This window comes from Methylobacterium sp. GC_Met_3 (assembly GCF_026540775.1).
Lineage (GTDB): Bacteria > Pseudomonadota > Alphaproteobacteria > Rhizobiales > Beijerinckiaceae > Methylobacterium.
The window spans coordinates 87,344-113,525 of record NZ_JALNUL010000009.1 but is presented as its reverse complement, the minus strand read 5'-3'; the positions used below and the strand labels follow the sequence as shown (position 1 = coordinate 113,525).

The following is a 26,182-nucleotide window of genomic DNA, read 5'->3' as shown; positions in this document are numbered from 1 at the left end:
CACGGAGCCTGCCCGTCTCAACGTCTGCGACTATTCTACAGAGACCCTCGGAAAGACAGTGGAATGCTCGCTCGAATGCCAAAACCGGCCCAACCGTTGCCCAAAAGCCGCATATTTGCGGCGGCGCAACACTATCCACAAGGCGGGTTCGGGAGGCCGTCTCCGGCAAAATATCGTTGAACGGTCAAGCTGTTGTCGCCGCGGATCGCGGGAGAATCCGGCAAGCCCCGGCGGATGATCGCGCAGGGGGCGGGCTCGGGCGCTTCGGTCCGGATCCGGCCCCGATCGGCGTCCGGACGGGCCCGCGCCGGGCGCGAAACGCCGGGTGACGGCTCGAATCACCATCCGCGGGGACCGATCTGGGCCGGCACCCGGCAAAAACTGCCGCGTCCGGCGGGCGTGGACCGGCGCCCGCACCGCAGCGCCGTCTACTCGGCGGCGCTTCGGCGGGGCGCGCGGGCGGCGACTGGCGCCGCGGGGCGCCGCTCCAGTACTTCGTGCAGGAACCGGCCGGTATGGCTGGCCTTCGCGCGGGCGATCTCCTCGGGGGTGCCCTGCGCCACCAGCCGCCCGCCGCCGTCGCCGCCCTCGGGACCCATGTCGATCACCCAATCGGCGGTCTTGATCACTTCGAGATTGTGCTCGATCACCACCACGGTGTTGCCCTGGTCGACCAGCTCGTGGAGCACCTCCATCAGCTTGGCGACGTCGTGGAAGTGCAGGCCGGTGGTCGGCTCGTCGAGGATGTAGAGGGTGCGGCCGGTGGCGCGCTTCGACAGCTCCTTGGAGAGCTTCACCCGCTGCGCCTCGCCCCCCGACAGGGTGGTGGCCTGCTGGCCGACATGGACATAGTGCAGGCCGACCCGCTTCAGGGTCTCGAGCTTGTCGCGGATCGCCGGCACCGCCTTGAACAGCTCGGCCGCCTCCTCGACGGTGGAATCCAGCACCTCGGCGATCGACTTGCCCCGGTACTTCACCTCCAGGGTCTCGCGGTCGTAGCGCTTGCCCTTGCAGACGTCGCAGGTGACGTAGACGTCCGGCAGGAAGTGCATCTCGATCTTGATGACGCCGTCGCCCGAGCAGGCCTCGCAGCGCCCACCCTTGACGTTGAACGAGAAGCGGCCGGGCTGGTAGCCACGGGCCTTGGCCTCCGGCAGGCCGGCGAACCAGTCGCGGATCGGCGTGAACGCGCCGATATAGGTGGCGGGGTTCGAGCGCGGCGTGCGCCCGATCGGCGACTGGTCGATGTCGATGACCTTGTCGAGGTGCTCCAGCCCCTCCAGCCGCCCGTAGGGCGCCGGGTGCTCCAGGGCGCCGTTCAGCTTCTTGGCGACGGCCTTGTAGAGGGTGTCGATCACCAGGGTCGACTTGCCGCCGCCCGAGACGCCGGTGATGCACGTGAAGGTGCCGAGCGGGATCTCGACGTCGACGTCCTTGAGATTGTTGCCCCTTGCGCCGAACAGCCCGAGCTTGCCCTTCCGGCCTTTTCGACGCGCGGTCGGCGTGCGAACCGACATCTGGCCCGTGAGGTACTTGGCGGTGAGCGAGGCCGGGTTGGCCAGGACCTCGGCGGGGGTGCCCTGCGCGATGATCTCGCCGCCGTGGATGCCGGCGCCCGGGCCGACATCGACCACGTAATCGGCCTGCAGGATCGCGTCCTCGTCGTGCTCGACCACGATCACCGAGTTGCCGAGGTCGCGCAGGCGCTTGAGCGTGCCGAGCAACCGCTCGTTGTCGCGCTGGTGCAGGCCGATCGAGGGCTCGTCCAGCACGTAGAGCACGCCGGTCAGCCCCGAGCCGATCTGCGAGGCGAGGCGGATGCGCTGGCTCTCGCCGCCCGAGAGCGAGCCGGAGCCGCGGGCGAGCGTCAGATATTCCAGGCCGACATCCACCAGGAAGCTCAACCGGTCGCGGATCTCTTTTAAGATGCGGACCGCGATCTCGTTCTGCTTAGGCGTCAGCTTCTCCGGCAGCTCGGAGAACCAGCGGTGCGCCTCGCTCACCGAGAGAGCCGTGACATCGGCGATGTCCGCCATGGCGATTTTCACGGCCAGCGCCTCGGGCTTCAGCCGCTTGCCGCCGCAGGTGGCGCAGGGCGTCTCGCTCATGAAGCGCCCGATCTCCTCTCGGACGGCGTCCGAGTCGCTCTCCTTGTAGCGGCGCTCCAGATTCGGGATCACGCCCTCGAACGGCTTGTTGACCGTGTATTTGCGTAATCCGTCATCGTAGGCGAAGCGGATCGACTGCTTGTCGGAGCCATAGAGTACGATGGCGCGGGCCGTCTCCGAGAGGCTCTGCCAGGGGACGCTGGTCTTGAAGCCAAAATGTTCGGCCAGCGCGTCGAGGGTCTGGCCGTAATAGGGCGAGGTCGACTTCGCCCAGGGGCCGATCGCGCCGCGCTTCAGGCTCAGGGCCGGATCGGAGATCACCAGCTCGGGGTCGATCCGCATCTCGTGGCCGATGCCGCTGCAGGTCGGGCAGGCGCCGAACGGGTTGTTGAACGAGAACAAGCGCGGCTCGATCTCCGCGATGGTGAAACCCGAGACCGGACAGGCGAAGCGCGACGAGAAGGTGATGGTCCGGGGCGCTTCGCCCTCGGGGGCGTCGGCGAACACGACCTCTGCGATGCCGTCGGCGAGTTCCAGCGCGGTCTCGAAGGAATCGGCCAGCCGCGAGCCGATATCGGCCCGGACCACGATCCGGTCGACCACCACGTCGATGTCGTGCTTGAACTTCTTGTCGAGCTTAGGCACGTCGTCGATGGCGTAATACTCGCCGTTCACGCGCAACCGCTGAAAGCCTTTCTTTTGGTATTCAGCGATTTCCTTGCGGTATTCGCCCTTACGGCCGCGGACCACCGGGGCGAGCAGGTAGAGCCGGGTCTTCTCCGGCAGCTCCAACACCCGATCGACCATCTGCTGGACGGTCTGGCTCTCAATCGGCAGGCCGGTGGCGGGCGAGTAGGGGATGCCGACCCGCGCCCAGAGCAGGCGCATGTAGTCGTAGATCTCGGTGACCGTCCCCACGGTGGAGCGGGGATTCTTGGAGGTGGTCTTCTGCTCGATGGAGATGGCCGGCGACAGCCCGTCGATCTGATCGACGTCGGGCTTGGACATCATCTCCAGGAACTGGCGGGCATAGGCCGAGAGCGACTCGACGTAGCGGCGCTGGCCCTCGGCGTAGATCGTGTCGAAGGCGAGCGACGACTTGCCCGAGCCCGAGAGCCCGGTGAACACCACGAGCTTGTCCCGCGGGATGGTCAGGTCGACGTTCTTGAGATTGTGCTCCCGGGCGCCGCGGACCGCGATGACCCGCCGGTCATGGGCGGAGGCCGGCGCGGCGTCGAACAAGGCTGCGAGCTTGGCGTCGGTGGCGGCCTCGGATTTCGCGCGGGCCGGCTTGGCCTGGGCAGCTTTGGCCTGGGCAGCTTTGGCCTGTGCGGCTTTGGGCTGGGCCGCCTTGACGGCGATGGGGGCCTTCGGAGCCGTCTTGGAAGGCGTTTCGGCGGCAGCTTTGGGCGCGGCGTTCGCGGCACCAGCGCGGCTTGCGGCACGACTTCCAGCTTGGGCTTTGGCCATGAGGGCGGCGGTCTTTCGAGGCGTCGACGAAGTCGAATCGGATGCGCGCGGGCCAGCCGCCGCTCCGACTCATGTCGAGCCCGAAGGGCCCACGGCAAGGTGCGGCCGGCGGGACGCAGGCCCGACATGCGCCGCCCTTGCTAGAACGAAACGCGTACGGCGGCAACCGCTCCGTGCAGCGGCGATGCGGTTGACGTCATCGACGCTCAGGCCCGTCAATGAGCTTGTTAAAAACGCTTATCGTTGGGATCGCGACTCTGCCGGTCGAATGATGGAGGCCCCATGGCGACCATACCGATTTCCTTGCCCAACCCGACGATGAAGGAGCAGCTCCAAGCAAAGATCAAACAGGGCGATTATGCCGGCACCAGCGATGAGACCCGCGACCTCGTGCGCCGTGACCACGAGCGGCGGACCCAGGCCGAACTGACGCTTGAGGATCTGCGTCAGATCGTCGACGAGGCCCGCGCCGGAGGATCGAGCCACTTTAAGGTGCCTGATATTCTCGCCCGGGCCAGGAAGTACGCGCAGGACGACCCATCACCGGATGCGTGAGCCACCCTCACGGCGAGGGTTGAAGCGGATCTGTCGCCGTCCCTGGCTCGCGGCACTTCGGTATCGGCCAAGCAAGAAGCCTATGCCGGTGTGCTGGCTCCGGCCGAGCGACCCTGCAGGTGTGACGCCTCACCCCTCCGCGTTGCGCGCCATGAAGGTCGCGGGCGTCCCGTCCTCCGGGTTTACGAAGATGATGTCGGTGGGCGCCCGCCGGGGCGTGTCGATCGACAGGAACACCATCGGCTCTTCCGGCTCGATCGTCGGCATGGCGTGAACGGTCCCCTTCTCGAAGAACAGGAGCTGGCCGGGGCCGAACGCCGTGACAGTGTCCGGATCCCCCAACCAGACCGTGCCCCGGCCCGAGAGGCAGTAGAGATACTCGTCGCAGGTGGCGTGATAGTGCGGCGGGGTCGGCCGGTAGATCCGGAACACCCGGGCGCTCGCCGCCTCTCGGTCGGTCAGGTAGGTGTCGACCAAGAGGGTTTTTGCGCTGTCGGGCAGGGACGCCGCCAGCGCCGCCACATCGAAGATGCCGGTTCCCGCCGCTTCGGCCATCCCGTCCCCCTCACTCCGAAAAGCCTTCGAGCACGATCTTGCCCTTGGCGCGCCCGCTCTCGATCAGCGCGTGGGCGCGCTTCAGGTTCGCAGCGTCGATCCGTCCGTAATGCTCCCCCAGGGTGGTGCGCAGGCGCCCGGAATCAACGAGGCGAGACACCTCGTCGAGGAGCGCGCCCTGGGCGGCGATGTCGGCGGTGGCGAACATCGACCGGGTGAACATGAACTCCCAGTGCAGCGACAGGCTCTTGCGCTTGAGGAGCCCGACATCGAGCTGCTCCGGATCGTCGATCAGGGCGAGGCGGCCCTGCGGGGCGATCAGCTCCACGATCTCGGCGAGATGGGCGTCGGTGTTGGTGTTGGTGGTGGAGAAGACGAGGCCCGGGGCGCCGAGGCCGAGGGAAGCCACCTCGGCGGCGAGCGGCTTGGCATGGTCGACCACGTGGTGGGCGCCGAGGTCCCGGCACCATTGCGCGGTCTCGGGCCGCGACGCGGTGGCGATCACGGTGAGGTCGGTGAGCGCCCGGGCGAGCTGGATCGCCACGGAGCCGACGCCGCCCGCGCCGCCGACGATCAGGATCGCCCGGGCCGCGCCCGGCACCGGCTTGCCCGCGTCGAGCCGGTCGAACAGGGTTTCCCAGGCGGTGATCGCGGTGAGCGGCAGGGCGGCGGCCTGCGCCCAGTCGAGGCTCTGGGGCTTGTGCCCGACGATGCGGGCATCGACGCAATGGTATTCCGCGTTCGTGCCCGGCCGGGTGAGGTCGCCGGCGTAGAACACCGCGTCGCCCACCGCGAAGTTTTGGACCTCCGCGCCCGCGGCAACGACGGTCCCGGCCGCGTCCCAGCCGAGCACCTTGACGCCGCCGGCCTCCGGCTCGGCCCGGCGCCGGACCTTGGTGTCGACCGGGTTCACCGAGACCGCCTCGACCTTCACCAGCAGGTCGCGGGGGCCGGGCTCCGGTTGCGGCAGGTCAAGGGCGACCAGGGCTTCGGGATCGGTGATCGGCAGGGACTTGCGGTATCCGACGGCACGCATCGTGATCTCCTCCGGCTTGTCAGGCAGGAGATGCCGCGGCCCTTCGCGCGCCGCAAGTACGCACATAAAAGGCCGATAGTGCCGAAAACGATACCATGGGAGACCGCGATGGCCCGCACCCGTCACCATACCGGCGCCTGCAGCCCGGGCTGCGCCGTCGAGGCGACCCTCCGGTTCATCGACGGCAAGTGGAAGGGTGTGATCCTCTACCACCTGCTGGAGGGGACCCTGCGGTTCAGCGAGATCCGGCGGCGGCTGGCCAGCGTGACCCAGCGCATGCTCACGAATCAGTTGCGCGAGATGGAGGCGGACGGCCTGATCACGCGAACAATCTATGCTCAGGTGCCCCCGAAGGTGGAATACAGCTTGACCGAGCGCGGTCGCTCCCTGGAACCTGTCATCCGCGCCCTGAAGACCTGGGGCGATCTGCATGCCGGACAGGCAGATCCCGCCCAGAACGCCGCGTGATCGAGCAGATCCGATCGAATCGCAGCGGGGATCTATAACCGGATGTTCAACACTTGGCGGGATGGTGAACCGTCACTTTCCGTACAGTACCAGATCGTCCCATGCTGCTCCTGTCCTCGCTCCGCGCCCGCATCCTGGCGGTGGCGCTCGCCCCCTGCCTCGCCTTCGCGGGGGCGGCGGGTCTGGCCGTCTCCGACCAATGGGCGCGCCGCGCCGAGATGGACCGGGTGGAGAGCCTCGTCGGCCTCGCCTCGCGGATCAGCGCCTTCGTGCACGAGGGCCAGCGGGAGCGCGGCGCCTCCAGCCTGTTCCTGGCTGCGAAGGGCGCGCAGTTCGGGCCGGAGCTCGCGGCCCAGCGCCAGCGCACCGATGCGGCGCTGGCGGGGCTGCCGGAGGCCATGGTGGCCGCCACGGGCTTTGGCCCAGCCTTCGCGGCACGCGGGGCAGGGTTCGCTCGGGCGCTGACTGAGCTCGCGGCACAGCGCCGGGCCGTGGACGCCCTGACACCCAGCCCCCCCGAGGCGGCGCGCTTCTACACCGGCCTGATCGGCGAGGGGCTCGGCCTCGTGCGGGCGATGGGCGGGGTGATCGACGAGGCCGGTCTCGCCGCCCGGGCCAACGCCTACGCGGCCTTCCTGGCGCTCAAGGAGGCCGCCGGCCAGGAGCGGGCCGCCGCCTCGGCCGCCTTCGCGTCGGGCAGCCTGGATCTGGCGGCGGCGCGCCGCCTCGCGACCCTCTCGGCCGAGCAGGCGACCTATGCGGGCCTGTTCCGGGCCGGGGCCGAGGGCCCCCAGGCGGCGCTGCTCGACGCCGCGGAGGCGACCGAGCCGGCCCGGGAGGTGGCGCGCCTGCGCCAGGCCGCCCAGGAGACGATGCCGGGCGCCCCTCTGGCGTTCCGCGACGCGCCGGCCTGGTTCCGCCTCGCCACGCAGCGGATCGACGCCCTGAAGGGCGTGGAGGACCGGCTGACCGGCGACCTCGTCGCCGCCGCCGGTACCGTGCGCGCCCGGGCCGACCGGATGCTGACCCTGTGGAGCGTCGGGGGACTGGCCCTGTTCGCCCTCGCGGCGGGCCTGGCGGTTTGGCTCGGCACGGCCATCGCCCGGCCCCTCGCCCGGATGGCCCGGGTTCTGGCGGCGATCGGCCGGGACGAGGCCACGGACGACGCGGCCGAGCTGGCGATCCCGTCGGGCGGCCCGCGCGAGGTCCGGGCGATCGCTGCGGCGGCCCTGGCGTTCCGCGACAGCGTCGCCGAGCGCCGCGCCGCCCGGGCCGCGCAGGAGCGGCTCACCGCCGAGACCGCCGAGGCCCAACGCGCGGTCGCCCTCGGCCTCGCCGGCAGCTTCGAGCGCCAGGTCGGCGGCATTGTCGGGGCGGTCTCGGCAGCCGCGGCCCAGCTGGAAGCCTCGGCCCGCGGCATGGCCCGGGCCGCCCAGGACACCACCGACCTCGGCCGGGCGGTGGCCGTATCCGCCGATTCGGCCGCGCGCTCGGCCGATACGGTGGCGGCGGCGACGGAAGAACTCACCGCCTCGGTGCAGGAGATCGGCGTGCAGGTCGGGTCCTCGGCCGACCTCGCGGCCGCCGCGACCCGGGACGCGGACGGCATGGCCGGGGAGATCCGGCGCCTCGCGCAGGCCGCCGGCAGCATCGGCGAGATCGTCGCGATGATCTCGCAGATCGCCGGCCAGACCAACCTGCTGGCGCTGAATGCCACGATCGAGGCGGCCCGCGCCGGCGAGGCGGGCCGGGGGTTCGCCGTGGTGGCGGCCGAGGTCAAGGACCTCGCCACCCAGACCGCCCGGGCCACCGAGGAGATCGGCGCCAAGGTCGCGGAGATCACCGGTTCCACGGAGGCTTCGGTCCGGTCGATCGGCGGCATCACCGCGGTGATCCGCAACCTCGCCCAGATCGGCGCCGAGATCGCCGCCATGGTCGAGGAGCAGGGTGCGGCCACCGCCGAGATCGCCCGGACCACCGCGCAGACCGCGCAGGACACCCGCGGAGTCTCCGGGCACATGACGGGCGTGGGCGAGGCGGCGGACACCGCGAGCCAGGGCTCGGCCCAGGTGCTGCAGGCGGCGGGCAACCTCTCCCGGCAGGCGGGTGCCCTGCGCGAGGCCGTGACGGGGTTTCTGGAGCAGGTGCGGGCGGCCTGAGGGGAGGGGGCTCGGCCCCGGAGCCGTGCCCGGTCGCGTTCAGCCTCGACGAACCGAATTCCCCTTCCCCGATCACGCCCTAGTTGATCACGCGAGGGCCCCGGGGCCGGATCGGAACGCATCTCACGCCCATGGCCAGTCTCAGCGTCGCGATCGCGTTCGGCATCCGGTTGCTCCTCGTGCTGCTGTTCCTGCCGTTCAGCGCCCTCGACAAGATCCTGAACTTCAAGGGCGCGGTCGGGCAGGCGCGCCAGGCCGTGCACGCCACCGCGCCCGCCACGCTGCTGATCCTCGTCGGGCTTACCGTCGAGATCGGGATGTCACTGTGCATCCTGACCGGCACCGCCGACCGGGCCGCCGCCTTCGTGCTCGCGGGCTATTGCGGGGTCACGGCGCTGCTGTGGAAGCAGTTCTGGGCACCGGGTGATTTCTGGGCCGGCGGCCAGGGTCGCGAACTGTTCTGGGACTTCTTGAAGAACTTCGCGCTCGCGGGCGGCTTCCTGCTCATCACCTTCGGCACCGGCGCCGGGACGGTCCAGGATTTCCTCGCCGATCCCCTCGGCTCGACCCATCCCTACGCGGCCCCATCCCGGCCCTAACGCGGTCGAGTCCGGGTTCCCAAAGGGCGAGCCCTCTGGTGGGTTGCCAGGGCAAGGCCCTGACGGTCTCGGGCGCAGACCGACACCGGACAACTCCGGCACCAGACGACGTCCGGCACCAGGCTCTGCCCTGGACCCGCGAAAGGGCTCGCCGTTTCGAAACCACGACAGGCCCTCAGCCCTTCGGCACGGTGGCGGCCATCGCGGGCTCGCGCTCCACCACGGCGAACCACGCCGCCAGGGCGGGCCGGCCGTCCCGCCAGGCGAGATCGGAGAAGCGCAGGTCGAGGTAGCCCAGTGCGCAGCCAAGCGCGACCGTGCCGATGTCGAGCGCCGGCAGATCGGCCGCCAGGGCCTCGAACCGGTCGAGGGCCGCCGTGATCTTGCCGATCTGGCCCGCGTCCCAGGCGTCCCAGCGCCGTTCCTCCGGGCGCAGCACGCGCTCGTAGCGGGTGAGCAGCGCCGCATCGAGCAGGCCGTCGGCCAGCGCCTGCCGGGTCAGCGCGTCCCAGCGTGCCGCGCCTTCGGGGAACAGGTGCGGGCCGTCCGAGAGGCCGTCGAGGTACTCGCAGATCACCCGGCTGTCGTAGAGGGCGGTCCCGTCCTCGAGGATCAGCGCGGGAATCTTGCCGAGCGGATTGTGGGCGGCGACCTCCGCGGCGGATCCGGTCGGGGAGGCCGTGGCGGCGGTGACGGTGATCCGGTCGATCAGCCCCGTCTCGTGGGCGAGGACCAGCACCTTGCGGGCATACGGGGAGGCGGGGGAGTAGAGAAGCTTCATCGGACCGTCCCGGTTGGTCGTGGCGCCGCGGCAGCGGCGCCGGACCTTGCACCGATGGGACGGGGAATCCAGTCCCCGGTTCAGCCTCAGGCTTTCCGGGTCATCCCGGAGCCGGCATGCACCACCTGGGTCCGGCGTGACTGCGTGGGTCGCGTGAGGCGCCGCGCGCGCCACGTGAGGACGGCGGTCGCCACCCGGTCGAGGACGAGCATGAACAGGCTGCCGATGATCGCCAGCACGCAGGTGGCCCCGATCAGCACGCCCCAGATCCCGGGGGCCGGGATGATCATCAGGCACAGGAGACCGAACACGGCCGCGCCGGGTATCCACTTCGCCATCGCGCTGCCTGCCTGTACTCGACCTACATCCGGCCGGCCGGAGCCACACCGATAGCCTCAATACTGATGGCTCAACTCAAATATCATCACAGCGATTTGTATAAAATTCAATGTATCCCATACGTATTGGTTTACGACAGATAAATCCCCTTGGTGGGCAGCAATCCGCGATCAAGGTGCAGGCCAGGGCGGCCATCCGCGATGCGCAGCGCTCGCCCCTGTTCCGATGTGTCCTTCGCAGACGCGCCCTACGGTCGGACCGGGACGCGATCCTGGCCGCGTCGCTGCGGATCATCGATGGCGCCGGGATCCTGATTGATGCCGTGCGCCAGATCCGGGATATCCAGCAACTCGCTGTGAATCTGCCGGCGGATGATCCGCCCCTCCAGGGCCACGATGACCGCGCCGGCGATGACGAGCAGCAAGCCCAGCAGGGCGGTGCCCATGCTCGCCAGCTTGAGCAGCCCGATATCCTGGAAGACGATCGACAGGCCGCCGAAGATCATCGTCGAGATCAGCAGCATCGCGGAGACGAGGCCGCATCCGGTGGCGCGGTTCATCAGCTCGCAGCGGCGCTTGTAGTTGAGGATCTCGTCCCGCATGTTGGCCTTCCGGCTTCCGGACAGGTCCGACGTCCTGAACTTCTCGATCAGGTCGCGGTAGCGCTCCACCGCGGCGTCGTAGCGGGTCTGCAGGAAGGCCACGAAGATCCACGCGGCGAAAATGATCGAGGCCGCCGGCCCGACCGTCGTGAGCACCTTCGCGAGGTCGAGATTCATCGGCATTCGGGGCTTTCGGCATGGGATGATCGACTGGTCGACCCTCCGGCAAACCGGCACCTGCGCGGGCTGTTCCCGGCCCGGACCCGCGGCGGGCAGGCGCGTCGGAGTGCTCGGCCCAGAGCGCCCTAGGCCCCCTGAACCGAGCCGGATTCGCTCAGCGGCAGGGTCCGGCCCTCGCTGACGAGATGGTAGAAGCGCCCTTCGAACATCTGCATCACCGCCTCGGTGGCGGCATGCGATTCCGGGCGGATCGGGGAGGCGAGGCAGGCGTCGAGCGCCGCCTGATCGGGAAAATCCATCTCCAGGATCATGGCGATCGGCCGGGCATCGGCATCCTTGGAGACGAGGCGCTGGACCCGCACCGCGGTGACGCCCGGGAAGCGCCGCCAGAACGGCTCCAGCTCATCCCGCACCCGGCGGAAGAAGTCCTCCTCCCGGCCCTCGCGCACCGTGCCCTCGTAGATCGCGGTCCTGGTCAGCATCGGGGCGTCTCCGCCTTCGGATCCCCTTTCAACCGCCGGCGGCCGGGATCGCTCCCGACCGGTGACAGCCGGCACGCGCTGTCTGCGGAACCGGCAGGGTGCCGGGGATCCGGGCTTCTCCGGGGCCGCCGAATCGGCGTATCGAGAGGTCAGCCCATCGCGACGATGCGGGAGAGACCGGGATCCACCCAGAGAGGGGGACCCGGCGCCGACGGAGCAACCGCCCCGGAAACTCTCAGGCACCGGAACCGTGTCGTCAGGGCAATCTGGAGAGTGGTGCAGCGGGGAAGCCCGTGGGCACCCGCCGAAGGGGACGTTCGCGACAAGGCCTCGCCAGGGCCGGACGCGGATCAAGCTCTCAGGCACCGGGACAGATGGGGCGCGCAACCGGCCGACCGCTCGAAGGCGGCCTCCACGCGTCCTCGTTCCGGAGTTCCACCCATGACCCACATCGCCGTAATCGGCGCCGGCATCACCGGCGTGACGACCGCCTATGCGCTCGCCCAGCGCGGCTACCGCGTCACCGTCCTCGACCGGCAGCGCTACGCCGCCATGGAGACCTCCTTCGCCAATGGCGGCCAGCTCTCGGGCTGCAACGCCGAGGTCTGGAACAAGCTCTCGACGGTGCTCCACGGCGTGCAGTGGATGATGCGTCGCGACGCGCCGCTGCTGATGAACCCCACCCTCTCCTGGCACAAGCTGTCGTGGATGGCAGAGTTCATGCGCGAGATCGCCCATTACCGGCAGAACACCGTGGCGACCGTGCGGCTGGCGCTCAAGGCGCGCACCGCGCTGTTCGCCATGGCGGAGGCCGAGGGGATCGACTTCGACCTGAAGACCCGCGGCATCCTGCACTTCTACCGGGACCGGGTGAGCTTCGAGAAGGCCACGGACGTCAACGCCCTGCTGCGGGAGGGCGGCCTGGAGCGCTACGCCGTGACCCCGGAGGAGATCCGCGCGATCGAGCCGACGCTCGCCGGCCGCTATCACGGCGGCTTCTTCACACCGTCGGACGCCACCGGCGACATCCACAAGTTCACCCGGGGCCTGGCCGCCGCCTGCGCGCGCAAGGGCGTCCGCTTCGTCCAGGACGCCGACGTCGCGACGATCGCGCCGGGGGAGGGGGGCTACGCCGTCGGCTGGCGTCAGACCGGGCATGCGACGGATGCGCCGCAGGTCCTGCAGGCCGACGCGGTGGTGATCTGCGCGGGCTGCGCCAGCCGGCACTTCGCGGCACTGCTCGGGGACCGGGTCAACGTCTACCCGGTGAAGGGCTACTCGATCACCGTGAACCTGCTGACGCCGGAGGCGCAGAGGGCCGCGCCCGAGGTGAGCATTCTCGACGAGGCGGCCAAGATCGTCACTAGCCGCCTCGGCGACGAGCGACTGCGGGTCGCCGGCACGGCCGAGTTCAACGGGTTCAACCGCGACATCCGCCACGACCGGATCCAGCCGCTGGTCGACTGGACCCGGGAGCAGTTCCCGTCGGTCGACACCGACCGGGTGGTGGCCTGGAGCGGCCTGCGCCCGATGCTGCCGAACATGCTGCCCAAGGTCGGCCGGGGTCGCCGGCCGGGGGTGTTCTACAACACCGGCCACGGCCATCTCGGCTGGACCCTCTCGGGGGCCACCGCCGAACTTGTCGCCGAGGCGATCGCGGCCGAGCACGCGCCGGAGCGGACGACCCTGCCGCTCGCGGCGTGAGAATCCCGGGATTCCAAAGGGCATGAGGCCCTTTGGCGGGTTGTCAGGGCAGAGCCCTGACGAACATCGCGGCGCGCCGTCATGTCCCCGATAGGGGGCGCGCCGCCCAACATTATTTTGTATTCTCTTTTCGAACAGCCCCCCGGAAGCCGAGCCGCGATGCCCCCGTCTCCCGCCTATATCGACCCCGCCACCGGGGCGACCTACCCGATCGAGACGCCGCGCTGGCGCTCGGAGAGAGGCGGGCCGCTAATGATCACCGACCTGCCGGGGATCGGCCGGGCCGAGATCGAAACGGCCGAGCGCTCGCTCTGGCGCTACGCCGCCGCGCTGCCGGTGGCGGTCTCCGATCCGGTGACCCTCGGGGAGGGCTGCACCCCGCTGGTGCGCCGGCCCTGGCGGGGCGGCCACGCGCATTTCAAACTCGAATGGTTCGCGCCCTCGGGCAGCTTCAAGGATCGGGGCGCGTCCGTGATGCTGTCGATCCTGCGCCAGCAGGGTGTCGACGCGGTGCTGGAGGATTCCTCCGGCAACGGCGGCGCCGCGGTGGCGACCTATGCGGCGGCGGCCGGGATGCGGGCCAAGATCCTGGTCCCGGCCTCGACCTCGCCGGCCAAGACCGTGCAGATGCGGGCCGCCGGTGCCGAGGTCGAGCTGATCCCCGGCACCCGCCAGGACACCGCCGACGCGGCCGTGCGACAGGCGGATTCGATCTTTTACGCCAGCCACAATTGGCAGGCGCATTTCCTCCAGGGCACCAAGACGCTGGCCTACGAGCTGTGGGAGGATCTGGGGTTTTCCGCGCCCGACGCCGTGATCATCCCCTGCGGGGCGGGCAGCAACATCCTCGGCTGCGATATCGGCTTCTCGGAGCTGCTGCGCCGGGGCGCCATCGCCCGCCTGCCGCGGCTCTACGCGGTGCAGCCGGTCCATTGCGCGCCCCTGCATGCGGGCTTCGAGGCCGGCGCGGAGGATTTCGTGCCGGTCACCCCGCGCCCGACGCTGGCCGAGGGCGCCTCGATCGCCCAGCCGGTCCGTGGCCGCGCGGTGCTGGCGGCGCTCCGCCGCTCCGGCGGCGGCACCGTGGCGGTCTCCGAGGCGGCGATTGAGGCGGCTCTGATGGAGCTCGCCCGGTCGGGCCTCTACGTCGAGCCGACCTGCGCCATGGCGGCAGCCGCGCTCACCGACCTGACCGCACGCGGCGCGATCCGGCCCGACGAGACCACCGTGGTGGTGCTCACCGGCACCGGCATCAAGGCGACGCCGCGCATCGCCGAACTTTTGGGTGTTGCCCCGTGAGCCGCTGACGGGACTAGAGCCGTGCCCGATCGCGCCGCACTCGAGCACGGCTCCAAGTCTTTGTTTTGGCGCGCTTTCTTTCGCCGAACCGGTGTCCACTTCGGCGGAAAACGCTCTAGCGAACCATAACCGCGACGACCAGGAGGAAAACCCATGCGCAACAACATCCCCGCCAGCGTCGGCATGTCGGTCGAGGACGTCGACACCCCCTGCCTGCTGGTCGATCTCGATGCCCTCGAGCGCAACATCGACAAGCTCGGCGGCTTCATGAAGGAGCGCGGCCTGCGCCACCGGGCGCACGCCAAGACCCACAAGTCCTCCGACATCGCCGTGATGCAGATCGAGCGGGGCGGCGCCTGCGGCGTCTGCTGCCAGAAGGTCAGCGAGGCCGAGGCGCTGGTCAGCGCCGGCATCCGCGACGTGCTGGTCTCCAACCAAGTGACCGCGCCCCGGAAGATCGAGCGCCTCGCGGCGCTGGCCAAGCGGGCGCGGGTGCTGGTCTGCGTCGACGACCTCGGCAATGTCGACGACCTCTCGGCAGCGGCGGTTCAGTACGGCGTCACCCTCGAAGCCCTCGTGGAGATCGATGTCGGCGCCGGCCGCTGCGGCGTCGCGCCGGGCGAGCCCGCCGTCGCCATCGCCAAGCGCATCGCGGCGGCGCCGGGGCTGAGCTTCGCCGGCCTGCAGGCCTACCAGGGCAAGGCCCAGCACGTGCGCGATTTCGGCGAGCGCAAGGCCCTGATCCAGACGGCGATCGACGAGACCAAGCGCACCGTCGACCTGCTCAAGGCCGAGGGCCTCGACTGCGCCATCGTGGCGGGGGCCGGGACCGGCAGCTTCGCGATGGAAGGCGGCAGCGGCGTCTACAACGAGCTGCAATGCGGCTCCTACGTCTTCATGGACGCGGACTACCAGCGGGTGAAGGACGCCGAGGGCCGGCCGATCACCGATTTCGAGAACAGCCTGTTCATCTACACGGCGATCATGAGCAAGGCGAAGACGGACGTCGCGATCTGCGACGCCGGCTTGAAGGCCCAGAGCATCGACAGCGGCCTGCCCCTGGTGTTCGGCCGGAATGATGTCGAATACATCAAGTGCTCGGACGAGCACGGGGTGCTGAGCGATCCCGGCAACGTGCTCAAGCTCAACGAGCGTCTGAAGCTGATCCCTGGCCATTGCGACCCGACGGTCAACGTCTACGACTGGTATGTCGGCGTGCGGAACGGCCGGGTCGAGGCGATCTGGCCGGTCACCGCCCGCGGCATGACGTTGTAAGGGGATTCCAAAGGGCCTCGGCCCTTTGGCGGGGTGTCGGGGCAGGGCCCCGACACTGGGGCTTTGGCCAACAGCAGGGCTCTGCCCTGCACGCGCGAAAGGTCTCGCCCTTTCGAAACCATGACTTGGGAGGTCCTTGAATCCATGCGCTTCATCTCGGAAGAGGAATCCGCCGCGCTGGTCGATCACGCCATGGCGTTCGACGCGGCCCGGGAGGCGCTGATCGCCGCGGTGACACCGGGCACCACCCTGTTCCCGGCGGTGCTCGGCCATGGCTCGGAGCCGACCAACCGGTTCTCGATCAAGTCGGGGGCGACCACCGACTATGCCGGCCTGAAGGTCGGCTCGTTCTGGCCCGGCAACCCGGAGCGGGGCCTGCCGCGGCACAATTCGGTGATCCTGCTGTTCGATCAGGCCGTCGGCCGGGTCGATACGGTGATCGAGGCGGGCCGCGTCAACGCCTACCGCACCGCCGCCGCCGACGCGGTGGCGGCGAGCGTGCTGGCCCGGCCGGATTCGGCGGTGCTGGCCGTGTTCGGGGCCGGCAACCAGGCCGAGTTCGAGGCCGCGGCGCTGGCCCGGGTGCTGCCGATCAAGACCGTGCTGGTGGTCGCCCGGGATTCCGCGAAGGTCGCGGGCTTTGCCGAGCGTCTGGCGCGGCAGGGGGCGTCCGGGCTCGACGTGCGGGCGGCCTCGCCGCAGGAGGCCTGCGAAGCGGCCGACGTGATCGTCACGGCGACGCCGGCCCGCGCGCCGCTGTTCGAGGCCGCCTGGGTCCGACCCGGCACGCATGTCGCCGCCATGGGCGTGGACGCCAAGGGCAAGCAGGAGCTGCCCCCCGCGCTGCTGGAGCGGGCCCGCCTGTTCTGCGACCTGCCGGAGCAGTCGCGCACCATCGGCGAGTTCCAGCATGCCTCCGCGCAGGCTCAGGCGGGCCTGCGGGCGATCGGCGACGTGCTCCGGAGCGGGGAGGGGGGCCGGACCGATCCGGCCGAGATCACGGTGTTCGATTCCTCCGGCATCGCCCTGCAGGACCTGACCATCGCCCGGGCGATCCTCGCCAAAGCCGACGCGCGCTTGTAGGGGAGGGCCGGCGCCGGCCCTCCCCCGCCCCGGCGGAGGAGGGAAGCGCATGCAGGACCGGCAGATTCGGGTGATCGGCATCGGCACGGGCGATCCCGAGCACCTGACCCTGCAGGCGGTGCGGGCGCTCGCCGATGTCGACGCGGTGTTCGTGCTCGACAAGCGCGCCGAGACCGCCGACCTCGTGGAGACCCGCCGCCGGATCTGCGCCGCGCATATCCGAACCCCCCACCGGCTCGTCACCGTGGACGACCCGCCCCGGGAGCGCCGCCCGGCCGATTACGGCAGCACCGTCGAGGCGTGGCACGCGGCCCGGGCCGAGCGGCTAGAGGCGGCCTTCGCGGCTCATCTCGGGGCAGGGCAGGTGGGGGCGATCCTGGCCTGGGGTGATCCCACCCTCTACGACAGCATCCTGCGCATCCTCGACCGGATCGCCGCGAACGGGCGCATCGCCCTCACCCGCACGGTGATCCCCGGCCTGTCGAGCGTGCAGGTGCTCGCAGCCCGCCACGGGGTGCCGCTGAACGGCATCGGCGGATCGGTGCTGATTACCACCGGCCGCCGCCTCGCCGCGGGCTGGCCGGCGGATGCCGAGAGCGTCGTGGTGATGCTCGACGGCGACCCGACCTTCGGCCATCTCGACCCGGACCTGACGATCCACTGGGGCGCCTATCTCGGCAGCCCGGACGAGATCCTGATGGCCGGCCGGCTGGGCAGCGTGGGCGACGCGATTCGCCGGGTCCGCGCCGAGGCCCGCACCCGCCACGGCTGGATCATGGACATCTACCTGCTGCGCCGTGACCGTGCCGCCACGGACAGCGACGACGGGCTCCGCTAGAGGGCGCTTCCACCGCGCGACAATCCTGGATTCGAAAGGTCGAGACCTTTCGCGGGTGCAGGGCAGGGCCCTGCTGTCTGGCTTCGCCCGATGTCGAGCGAAGCTCGATGTCGGGGCACTGCCCCGACACCCCGCCAAAGGGCCTCGGCCCTTTGGGATCCCGGGACCGCGTGCGACCGGGCTAGGGCGAAGACGGGCATGCCACGACCTGAGCAGGGATTGCACCTGCGGGACTATCAGCGCGCCAGCCTCGACGCGCTTACGGCGGCCTGGGCGCAGGGCGGGGCGGACGAGGTGGCCCCCGGCCACCTGATTGTGCTGCCCACCGGCGCCGGCAAGTCGCTCGTGATCGCGGCCCTGGCCCGGGAGACCCTGGCCGAGACCCCCCTCGCCCGGGTCGTGATCGTCACCCACAGCCGCGAGCTCGTCGCCCAGAATTTCTCCGAACTCACCCGCGCCTGGCCGGAGGCGCCGGCCGGGATTTTTTCCGCCGGGCTCGGACGGCGGGAGGCCGGCGCGCAGGTGCTGGTCTGCGGCATCCAGTCGGTGGCCGAACGGCTCGACGCGGTGGGGCCGCGCGACCTCGTGATCGTCGACGAGGCCCACCTGATCCCCCGCGCCGCGGAAACACGCTACGGCCGCTTCCTGGCGGGCCTGCGGGCGCGCAGGCCCGGGATGCGGGTGGCGGGCTTCACCGCGACCCCCTACCGGCTCGATTCCGGCCGGCTCGACGAAGGGGCGCAAAGACTGTTCTCCGGCATCGCCTACGAGGCCGATACCTTCACGCTGATCCGGCAGGGGTTTCTGGCGCCCCTCGTCTCCAAGGCGACGCTGACCCAGCTCGACGTCTCGGGGGTCGGCCGGCGCGCGGGCGACTACATCCCGGGGGAGCTGGAGGCGGCGGTCAACCGCGACGCGATCACCCGGGCGGCGGTCGCGGAACTCGCGGAATACGGGCGCGGGCGCCGGGCCTGGCTCGCCTTCTGCGCCGGGCTCGCCCATGCGGAGGCCGTGCGCGACGCGGTGCGGGCGGAGGGTTACCCGTGTGAGACCGTCTCGGGCGAGACGCCCCGCCGGGAGCGCGACCGGATCGTCGCCGCCTTCCGGACCGGAACAATCCGCTGCCTGACCTCGGTCGGCGTGCTGGGCACCGGCTTCAACGTCCCCGAGGTCGATCTCGTGGCGCTGCTGCGCCCGACCCGCAGCACCGGCCTCTACGTCCAGCAGGTCGGCCGGGCCCTGCGCTGCGCCCCCGGCAAGACCGATGCGCTGATCCTCGATTATGCCGGGCTGGTGCGGATGCATGGTCCGGTGGATGCGGTGACGGTCCGGAGCGCCGGAGAGGTCCAGAGCCAGCTGCTCGGCGGGGCAGGGGGCCCGCGCGCCAAGCCCTGCCCCGGCTGCGGCGCCCTGATTCCGTTGAACGCCTCGACCTGCGAGCCCTGCTGGACCGAGCCGGAGGCGGACGCGGAGATGGATGCCCCGCACGACGCCGCGGCCGACGACGAGCTGCCGATCCTGTCGGCCGATCCCGGCGCGCGCGGCAACGGACCGTCCGGCCCTGCCCCGGAGCCGGACGAGGCATGGCCTGACGCCCCCTGGCATCCGGTCACGACCCTGAGCCTGGAGGCCGCGCCGGACGGGCTCGATCTCGTGCTCGGCTGGCGCGATGGCGCCACGGACGCCGTTTGGTCCGTGCGCCTGCGCCCCGAGGGGCGCGGCTACGAGCGCGAGAAGGCGGTGCAGTGGTGGCGCGGCCTCGGCGGCGGCCGGGACGCGCCCATGAGGACCGCCGGGTTCCTGGACCGGGCCGATCGCCTGACCCGACCGGCGGCGATCCGGATCCGGCCGGGCCGGCTGACGGAGCAGATCGAGTGCCGGGCAGGGGACGGACGGATCCTCGGCGATACCCGTCGGCGGGCTGGATCGGCCGCCTGACACGGGTCCCGGTCGATGCGTTGCGCGCGTTATGACGGTGGGGAGGCAGCAAGGAACCGCAACCGAAGCGTCTGGATGGAAGCCGCATGCGAGGCCACCCCTTCGACACGCGTGTCATCGTCCCCACGCGCCTTTGGCGCCGGGGGCATGGCTGAAGAACAACACGAGGGACGCGGGACGCCGCGGGGACCCAGGTGTCGGCCAAGTAACGCGCGGGATCCGATCCCCGCGGCGCCCGCGGCATCGACCGGGCATGGTCCCCGGCCGGTGCCGTCTTTCTCGTCGCGGTGTCTCCGACGTCCCGATCCTGCGACTCCCCGTTAGCGGTCTCGGGCGGGGTGCACGCACCCCCGGAACCCGCATCGGCGCCGTGGCCTTCCAGCCGTCCCCCGCCTCGTCGTGGGCGGGTCCGCAGGTCGCTCAGGGTCAGCCCAGACGCGGGTCGGCGCGGGGGGCATTTCCTCCCCCCGCCGGGCAAACTGCCGCCCGGTCTCACGCCCGCATCCGAGGCACGCCCCGTACCGGTCCGCCGCCCGGGGCGATGGCGGCTGAGAGCCACCGACGCGGGCACCGCCCCGTCCCCGGACCCGCACGGTCAGCCACCGCGCGGGCCCCCGAAGGACGCCGCTGGGTCACCCCAGAAGCGTCGCGGACAGGTGGCGGCTAATGAGCACAAAATAGGAACATTGTCAAGTCAGGCGGGTGCGCGGATGGATCCCGCGTGGCATAGCGGACCGACCGGAACCAGCGCCTGCATCTCTCATGCGGGCGGCCCGAAGCGATCCGATCGGCGTCGCGATCGTTGGCGTTGCCGACCCGGATCAGGTTGCTGCGCGGGATGACGAGGAGGCACCGCAACGCGAGCGGACGCTGGAACCCGAAGGGTTGGGACGGAAACCGGAGGAGGGTTGGGAGGGAAACCGGAGGATCCCGGCGCGGGGAGGGCGCTCAGACCGCCCTCACCCGGATCGCCCCGCCTCCGCCCGACGGGCGGCCTGTTCGGACGCGGCGGCACCGACGAGCAGGCCGCGTTGCCGCGACGCCGTTTTGGTGGCTTCGGTGTCGGCCCGGAAACGGTCCACGACGAACCCGTCCAAGATGCCCGGTCGGACGCCCGATTGGGCGTGCCGAATTGGCATGCCAAGCCCTCTCACCCAGTCGGCCCCACGGCTGATGTTCCATAATATATCTTATGCGAACGCTGGATGGTGTCTGCGGCGGGCTGGTGGGTCCCATCGTGCCGTGTCCGAGTCGGCGCTCGAACACGGCTGGCCGCCGTGCCGACGATCGTCCGGGGACACGCGGCCGGACCGTCCGCCGCAGGATCCCGCGGCAAGCCGGGACCCAATCCCCGGCGCTTGGCCGGGCGCGCTTGGCCGGGCGCGCTTGGCCGGGCGCGCTTGGCCGGGTGCGCTTGGGCGAGGGCGGTTCAGGCGCCCTCCCCGCGCCGCTGTCCTGCGCACGCGAGGCAGCGGAGCGCCGCCTGCAGCCGCGCTTTCGTGCGCGCCTCATGGTGGTGCGGGCGGGTTGGAGCCGTGCCCGATCGCGTTGCTCACGGCACACGACACTGCGCCGCGTTGAGGCAATCCCACCCAATCCCCTCATCCTGAGGTGACCGCGAAGCGGGCCTCGAAGGAGGGCTCCAGGGATCGCGACGCCGGCTGGAGCCCTCCCGTTCAAGATGTTCCGGCTGGTTGCAAGTATCGCAATGCGTGGCTCCAACATATTGAAAGAGAACCGCGTTTTCCCCTCCCCCTTGCGGGGAGGGGTCAGGGGTGGGGGTGGTTCAGGATCGAGCGTTCCGGTGCCTCCTGCACCACCCCCACGCGGGATCCGCGATCCCCAAACGCCTCCCCGCAAGCTCGAGCGATCCTGGGCAAGTCCAGGGTCGCCAGGGGAGGAGAGCGCGCTTGCCAGTGTCCCGGTGCTTCCGCAAACACCTTGAAAGGGCTGGCTCCAAGCCCGTGTTGTGACGCGCGCTCTTGCGCCGAACCGGTGCCCCTTCGCCGGAGAGCGCCCGCGCCTTCCGCGACACAGCCCCCGGCAGGCGACCGACCGGGGCCGGAGATCGGCCCGCCGGCACCGCGCGGATCACGCCCCCATCATCGCGCGAGCCTGTCCGCCGGATCCGGTAGCGGCGCAGCGCACGTCATTCGCGCGCTCTCGTCTCGGACGCCGATCGACATCGGCCAATGCAGTCCAGCATCCCGCAAAGAATGATAAAGACTTGTTAATCCTAAATCTTTGCCCGTCTTTAACTGGCTCCACCCTAGATTCGTCCGCCGGTCGGTCTCGTCATGGGGATTCGGGCGGCGGGATCGTTCGCACCAGGAGCTTCGTCGATGCTCAGGTTCCTCACGGCTCCGGCCGCCTGTTTGATCCTCTGCGGCGCCGCCGCCGCGCAGGATATGCCCGGACTCGCGTCGCTGGGCCCGCCCGATCTGGGGCAGCTGAGCGACCGGGTCCCCGAGCTGAAGGTCGAGACCGGCCATCCCGAGGCCGACCCGCCCGTCGCGCACGTGCTCGGGACCAGCGAGCGGCCCCCCGGTGACGGCGCCCCGCGCGGTGCCGAACCGGGCAGGAGCCAGGCCGTCGCCGATCTGAAGAGTGCACCCGGAAGCGCGCCCGGCCCGGCCCCCGGACCCGCCAAGCCCTGGTGTGCGCAGGAGCGCCGGATCGGAACCGGGGCCGGCTTCTGCATGATGAACTGACCCGGCCCGCCCGGATGCCGCCTCACGAGGCCGCGTAGACCGAGACTTCGTCGAAGGTTTCGTCGGCCCCCGGGGCGTAGGTGAGGGAGGCGGCCAGCAGCAGCAGCACGCTCGCCCCGATGAGCGCGGCGACCAGCAGCCGCGTGAGGCGTTCTGCGTGCGCCCGGGCGGCGTGGATCACCGCGCAGCCGAGCATGAAGACGCAGGCCTGCGCGGCCGGATTGGCGAGCGCCATCGTCACCGCCCCAATCCCGATGCGCGCCCAAATCCCGGCGCGCGCTCAAGGGTCCGATCCCCGTCGTGTCCGCCCATGACACCCCCTCCCCGACCCGAAGACCCCGTCCGCCGCACGGGCGCCGTGCCGCAACGCGACCAGTCCGATCAGGTTTCCCGGCGTTGCACGTCCCCGATATGAGGGACATCGGGCCCGATCGGGCTCAGCGTCGCGCATTCGTGACCGGCCGGCGGTCCGTCAGGGATGCGCGGGATCCGCAGCCCAATCCGCCGCCAGCCCGTAGGTGGCCTCGCCGACCCGCCGGAGGGGGCCGCCCGGACCGGAGCGCTTCCACAACCGGGTGTTGAGGGCCGCCACGGGGTCGCGGCCCGGCAGGGTGAAGCCCTGCGCCGTCAGGACGTCCAGGATTTCCGCCGCGTGCAGCGGCCGACCGGCCCGCGCGAGGGCCGTGCAGGCGGCCTCGACCACGGCGCGGCCGTAGCGCCGGGCCCCCGCGACATCGTCCGTGAAGGCGACGGCCGGCGGGACGCCCTCCGGCGCTGCCCGGCCCCCGGACGGCCCCGGAGCGGGCGATCCGGGGGCCGCGGGCCCCTGGCCGGACGCGCGTGCCGCGCCCGGCCAGGGATCCGGCGCAAGATCCGGCGCAAGATCCGATGGACGAGCCCGGGGCCCGGCGGGGTGGGGGGCCAGGGTCGTGTCCCGCTCGAAGGCTTGATCGGGTACCGGGACGGGCCCGGTATCCGGGCTGGGCCCCTGCGCCCCAGCCCCCGCTCCTACCCCCGCCTCTGCCCTCACGGCCCCCAGGCGGCGACCGAGTTCCTGATAGAGGACGAGATCCGCGATCTCCCGGTCGAGCGCCTCCCGCTGGCGCCGCAGGGCCGCGAGCCGCATCTCGATCTCGGCATCCGACAAACCCATCGACCGTTCCCTCCCGACGGAAGGAACATAATGCCTATTCCGAGTGGTGGGAACTGGTTTCAGGAGGACGTCGTCGTTCCGTAGGGAATGAACGTTCATTCCATACGGAATTATTCTATTCCCTGGCGCGCAACCGCTTGCTCTTCGAGGCCGGCCGGGGCGGCACCAGCAGGGCACTGGGATCGGCCGGGTGCAGGGTCAGGCCGTTGTCGTCGAGCACGAGCGGCAGGCGCGGGAAGACCTCGCCCAGATGGGCGAGATCCGCCTTGAAGGCCTGCCGGAAGCTGCGGATCGAGGCGTTCTCGGCCCCGAACTGCGCGTGGAGGTTGGTCCAGGTCAGCCGCAGCGGGCGCTGGAGGGACCGCAGCCGGTAGCCGGTCCAGAACAGCAGATCGAGCTTGCGGGCCGAGCCCGAGAAGGCCCGGGCGGCCCGGATGTCGACCGGCAGGGCGTGCCGGATCAGGGTCTCGTAGAATTCCGGATCGAAGCGCACGGTGCGCTCCGCGGTCTCGTCCCCCTCGCCGGCCCGGGGGCGCCACAGCTCCAGGCTGCGGAAGGGCGGGACGTTGAGGGTGGTGGCGCTGTCGCGCCCGTCCCAGAGGCCGATCTGCATCGAGCAGGCGGCGAGCCGGTTCAGCTGTTCCTTGAACTGGCGGATGGTGCCGCGCTCGCCGCCGGTCACCGCAAAACCCATCTCGCGCATGAAGCCCGACAGGGTCTCGGCGACCTTCACGGTGGGGCTGCGCTGGCGCACCGCCTCGGTGCAGAGGTGGAGCAGCATCAGCCGGGCCTTCGGCCCGTAGGGCAGGCCCTGCGGCTCGAAGGCACCGGTCTCGGGATCCTTGATCCGCCCGGCGATCAGGCTCAGCGAGTTGCGCCCGTAGGTCCGGGAGAATTCGCGCACCGGCCCGGGATCGCGATAGGGCAGGCCGCACAGCGCCAGCACCGAGTGGATGTGCTGCAGGTTCGACGGGAGCGCCGGCTCGCTCTCGATCACCAGCCGCACGGCATCGCGGCGGCGCTGGTCGCGGGACAGGCCGGACCGGCGCCGCTCCTCCTCACCGAGCAGGGCGGTCTGCGCGTCGCGCTCGCGCTGGCGATGCAGGACGTGCTCGACGATCTGCGCGAACAGGAAGCCGCCCCGCGCCGCCTCGATCTCGGCCCGCAGGTCCGGATCGTGGATTGCGGCGATCTTCTCCTCGATGGTCATCGCCCCTCGGCCCGAATTGCACGGACGCCCCTCCCCTGTGGGCGGGAAGGCGGCCCGATCCTGCCATGCCACGATTCGGCCGCCGGGGCGCGGATCCGATCCGGCTTGTCCCGGCAATCCACGCTTCCCCGCGCCCTGCATCGCCTGCGATCGGGCGCGGGCTTACGCAGAGTCGCATACGGGCCGATCCGACCGTCCCGCACCACGCAGAGTTCGATACGCCCCGGTCCGGGCATTCCGTCCCCGTTATCCACCGCGCCGGGCGTGAATCCGCGCCGAATCCGATACGCGGATGCGCAGACTCCGATACGCCACCCCGCCGATACGGCGCAGATTCCGATACGGCCGCACGCAGAGTTCGATGCGGCATCGCGCAGAGTCGGATGCGCAAACTACCCTCAAGCCATTGGTCAGGATCGTGAATTTGGCACTCCATATAGTCTGCTAAACTGACTCTCTGAGAGATTCTTCTAGATACCTTTCCTACTTCGCTGGAGCGCGTTCGTTTTGGAGAACGGCCGGGTTGGGATTGGAATTTCACAGGGGCAGAAGGGAATATGAGCGACTTGTCCACATTCCATGCCGATCCCGCATCCCGGGAGGCCCCCTGCCCCACCGAGCGGGAGCCGGCTTGACGCGAACGACGGCGACCGGTTTCTCGGTCTCTCAAGAAGGCCATGCCCAAAAAAGGCCATGTCTCAGGAAAGGCCATGCCGATGTCCCGCTCACCCGTCGCCGCCCCATGACGGACCGCCACAACGACGATCGCCCCCCCGGAAGCCGCTTTGCCAAGGGCCGGCCGCCGGGAGGTCGTCCGCCCGGCCAATGGCGGTCCGGTCCCCGGCCCGGGTCCCGCCCGCCGGCCCCCGGCCCCCGGCTCGGGCCCGATGGTGAGGAAGCCACCGTGCTCTACGGCTGGCATCCGGTGGTCCAGGCGCTGGGCAACGAGGCCCGCGGCCTGCACCGGCTGCTCGCCACCGAGAACGCCACCGCGCGGCTGGAGGCCGAGTTCGGCGAGGGCCTGCGGATCACCCCCGAACTGGTGCGGCCGAGCGAGATCGGCCGGCTGCTCGGGCCCGACGCGGTCCACCAGGGCCTGTATCTCGAAGCGGAGCCCCTGCCCGCCCCCGGGCTCGACGACCTGCCGGCCGACGCCCTGATCCTGGCGCTGGATCAGATCACCGATCCGCACAATGTCGGGGCGATCGTGCGCACCGCCGCGGCCTTCGGGGTGGCGGGGATCGTCACCACGGCGCGCCACGCGCCGGGGGCCACCGGGGTCCTGGCGAAATCCGCCTCCGGCGGGCTGGAGCACGTGCCGTTCGTGACCGTGCGCAACCTCGCCGAGGCGCTGATCGCCTTAGGGGAACGGGGTTTCACGCGCGTCGGGCTCGATTCCGACGCGCCGGAGAGCCTCGACGCGCTGACGGTGACCCGGCCGCTGGTGATCGTGCTCGGCGCCGAGGGCAAGGGCCTGCGCGAGCGGACCCGGACCTGCTGCGACGTGCTGGCCCGGATCCCGTTCTCGGGGGCGATCCGCAGCCTCAACGTCTCGAACGCCGCCGCCATCACCCTCTACGCCCTGGGCCGGAGCCCGACGTGAGCGAAGCCCGGATACATTCGGCAACACGGTATTGG

22 protein-coding genes and 2 riboswitches are annotated in these 26,182 nt (G+C 70.7%); of the genes, 12 read left to right on the top strand and 10 right to left on the bottom strand.

The genetic code is table 11. The features are described from left to right. Positions 1 to 428 precede the first annotated feature (428 nt). Positions 429 to 3,578, bottom strand: coding sequence for an excinuclease ABC subunit UvrA (gene uvrA / locus OXS27_RS14100; RefSeq protein ID WP_267356778.1), 3,150 nt, complete (start codon positions 3,576 to 3,578; stop codon positions 429 to 431). Positions 3,579 to 3,860: 282 nt separating this feature from the next. Here uvrA and OXS27_RS14095 point away from each other — a divergent pair, with 282 nt between their 5' ends. Beyond that, positions 3,861 to 4,133, top strand: a complete 273-nt coding sequence (locus OXS27_RS14095) for a type II toxin-antitoxin system ParD family antitoxin (protein WP_267356776.1) — start codon at positions 3,861 to 3,863, stop codon at positions 4,131 to 4,133. Positions 4,134 to 4,262: 129 nt separating this feature from the next. Here OXS27_RS14095 and OXS27_RS14090 read toward each other — a convergent pair whose 3' ends face one another. Further along, on the bottom strand, positions 4,263 to 4,688 hold the full coding sequence (locus tag OXS27_RS14090) for a cupin domain-containing protein (protein WP_267356774.1): 426 nt from the start codon (positions 4,686 to 4,688) through the stop codon (positions 4,263 to 4,265). A gap of 10 nt (positions 4,689 to 4,698) precedes the next feature. Then, the gene (locus OXS27_RS14085) at positions 4,699 to 5,724 is read right to left on the bottom strand and encodes a zinc-binding alcohol dehydrogenase family protein (protein WP_267356772.1); all 1,026 of its coding nucleotides are present in this window, start codon (positions 5,722 to 5,724) and stop codon (positions 4,699 to 4,701) included. Between the two features lie 108 nt (positions 5,725 to 5,832). On the opposite strand from OXS27_RS14085, the gene OXS27_RS14080 reads away from it, so the two are divergent. From OXS27_RS14080 to OXS27_RS14070, 3 genes are all read left to right on the top strand, one after another. Further along, positions 5,833 to 6,192, top strand: a complete 360-nt coding sequence (locus tag OXS27_RS14080; RefSeq protein WP_243916274.1) for a helix-turn-helix domain-containing protein — start codon at positions 5,833 to 5,835, stop codon at positions 6,190 to 6,192. Between the two features lie 101 nt (positions 6,193 to 6,293). Further along, complete coding sequence (locus tag OXS27_RS14075; protein WP_267356770.1) at positions 6,294 to 8,351, top strand: nitrate- and nitrite sensing domain-containing protein; 2,058 nt, start codon at positions 6,294 to 6,296, stop codon at positions 8,349 to 8,351. A 131-nt stretch (positions 8,352 to 8,482) separates the two neighbouring features. Continuing rightward, complete coding sequence (locus tag OXS27_RS14070) at positions 8,483 to 8,950, top strand: DoxX family membrane protein (RefSeq protein ID WP_267356769.1); 468 nt, start codon at positions 8,483 to 8,485, stop codon at positions 8,948 to 8,950. 175 nt (positions 8,951 to 9,125) lie between these two features. Here the strand turns inward: OXS27_RS14070 and OXS27_RS14065 are convergent, their stop codons facing one another. From OXS27_RS14065 to OXS27_RS14050, 4 genes are all read right to left on the bottom strand, one after another. Next, positions 9,126 to 9,731, bottom strand: coding sequence for a glutathione S-transferase (locus OXS27_RS14065; protein WP_243916277.1), 606 nt, complete (start codon positions 9,729 to 9,731; stop codon positions 9,126 to 9,128). Positions 9,732 to 9,817: 86 nt separating this feature from the next. Next, positions 9,818 to 10,069, bottom strand: a complete 252-nt coding sequence (locus OXS27_RS14060) for a hypothetical protein (RefSeq protein ID WP_243916278.1) — start codon at positions 10,067 to 10,069, stop codon at positions 9,818 to 9,820. A gap of 248 nt (positions 10,070 to 10,317) precedes the next feature. Further along, positions 10,318 to 10,854: a DUF2721 domain-containing protein gene (locus OXS27_RS14055; protein WP_243916279.1), complete on the bottom strand. Its 537-nt coding sequence runs from the start codon at positions 10,852 to 10,854 to the stop codon at positions 10,318 to 10,320. Positions 10,855 to 10,976: 122 nt separating this feature from the next. Continuing rightward, positions 10,977 to 11,333 (bottom strand): hypothetical protein, encoded by a 357-nt coding sequence (locus OXS27_RS14050; protein ID WP_243916280.1) that lies wholly within the window; start codon positions 11,331 to 11,333, stop codon positions 10,977 to 10,979. Positions 11,334 to 11,491: 158 nt separating this feature from the next. Then, positions 11,492 to 11,594, top strand: a riboswitch (glycine riboswitch). Between the two features lies 1 nt (position 11,595). Next, positions 11,596 to 11,711, top strand: a riboswitch (glycine riboswitch). A 63-nt stretch (positions 11,712 to 11,774) separates the two neighbouring features. Here OXS27_RS14050 and OXS27_RS14045 point away from each other — a divergent pair. The 7 genes from OXS27_RS14045 (at position 11,775) to OXS27_RS14015 (ending at position 22,181) form a co-directional block, all read left to right on the top strand. Continuing rightward, complete coding sequence (locus OXS27_RS14045; RefSeq protein WP_267356766.1) at positions 11,775 to 13,037, top strand: D-amino acid dehydrogenase; 1,263 nt, start codon at positions 11,775 to 11,777, stop codon at positions 13,035 to 13,037. Between the two features lie 159 nt (positions 13,038 to 13,196). Beyond that, positions 13,197 to 14,336: a pyridoxal-phosphate dependent enzyme gene (locus OXS27_RS14040; protein WP_243916282.1), complete on the top strand. Its 1,140-nt coding sequence runs from the start codon at positions 13,197 to 13,199 to the stop codon at positions 14,334 to 14,336. A 153-nt stretch (positions 14,337 to 14,489) separates the two neighbouring features. Then, positions 14,490 to 15,611, top strand: a complete 1,122-nt coding sequence (locus OXS27_RS14035; protein WP_243916283.1) for a DSD1 family PLP-dependent enzyme — start codon at positions 14,490 to 14,492, stop codon at positions 15,609 to 15,611. A gap of 144 nt (positions 15,612 to 15,755) precedes the next feature. Continuing rightward, complete coding sequence (locus OXS27_RS14030; RefSeq protein WP_267356763.1) at positions 15,756 to 16,694, top strand: ornithine cyclodeaminase family protein; 939 nt, start codon at positions 15,756 to 15,758, stop codon at positions 16,692 to 16,694. Positions 16,695 to 16,743: 49 nt separating this feature from the next. Beyond that, entirely contained in the window at positions 16,744 to 17,532 is a 789-nt protein-coding gene (gene cobF, locus OXS27_RS14025; RefSeq protein ID WP_243916285.1) for a precorrin-6A synthase (deacetylating), read from the top strand. Between the two features lie 198 nt (positions 17,533 to 17,730). Next, on the top strand, positions 17,731 to 19,470 hold the full coding sequence (locus OXS27_RS14020; protein WP_267356760.1) for a DEAD/DEAH box helicase: 1,740 nt from the start codon (positions 17,731 to 17,733) through the stop codon (positions 19,468 to 19,470). A gap of 2,342 nt (positions 19,471 to 21,812) precedes the next feature. Continuing rightward, on the top strand, positions 21,813 to 22,181 hold the full coding sequence (locus tag OXS27_RS14015; RefSeq protein ID WP_243927477.1) for a hypothetical protein: 369 nt from the start codon (positions 21,813 to 21,815) through the stop codon (positions 22,179 to 22,181). 22 nt (positions 22,182 to 22,203) lie between these two features. Here the strand turns inward: OXS27_RS14015 and OXS27_RS14010 are convergent, their stop codons facing one another. The 3 genes from OXS27_RS14010 to OXS27_RS14000 all read right to left on the bottom strand — a co-directional run bounded on the left by OXS27_RS14010 (position 22,204) and on the right by OXS27_RS14000 (position 24,544). Further along, positions 22,204 to 22,416 carry a hypothetical protein gene (locus OXS27_RS14010; RefSeq protein WP_243927549.1) on the bottom strand — a complete coding sequence of 71 codons (213 nt, stop codon included), beginning with the start codon at positions 22,414 to 22,416 and terminating at the stop codon, positions 22,204 to 22,206. Between the two features lie 237 nt (positions 22,417 to 22,653). Further along, entirely contained in the window at positions 22,654 to 23,334 is a 681-nt protein-coding gene (locus OXS27_RS14005) for a winged helix-turn-helix domain-containing protein (protein WP_243927479.1), read from the bottom strand. A 115-nt stretch (positions 23,335 to 23,449) separates the two neighbouring features. Continuing rightward, positions 23,450 to 24,544, bottom strand: coding sequence for a replication protein RepA (locus OXS27_RS14000; RefSeq protein ID WP_243927481.1), 1,095 nt, complete (start codon positions 24,542 to 24,544; stop codon positions 23,450 to 23,452). 904 nt (positions 24,545 to 25,448) lie between these two features. Here OXS27_RS14000 and OXS27_RS13995 point away from each other — a divergent pair. Beyond that, positions 25,449 to 26,147, top strand: a complete 699-nt coding sequence (locus tag OXS27_RS13995; protein WP_243927483.1) for an RNA methyltransferase — start codon at positions 25,449 to 25,451, stop codon at positions 26,145 to 26,147. The last annotated feature ends 35 nt before the right edge of the window (positions 26,148 to 26,182 follow it).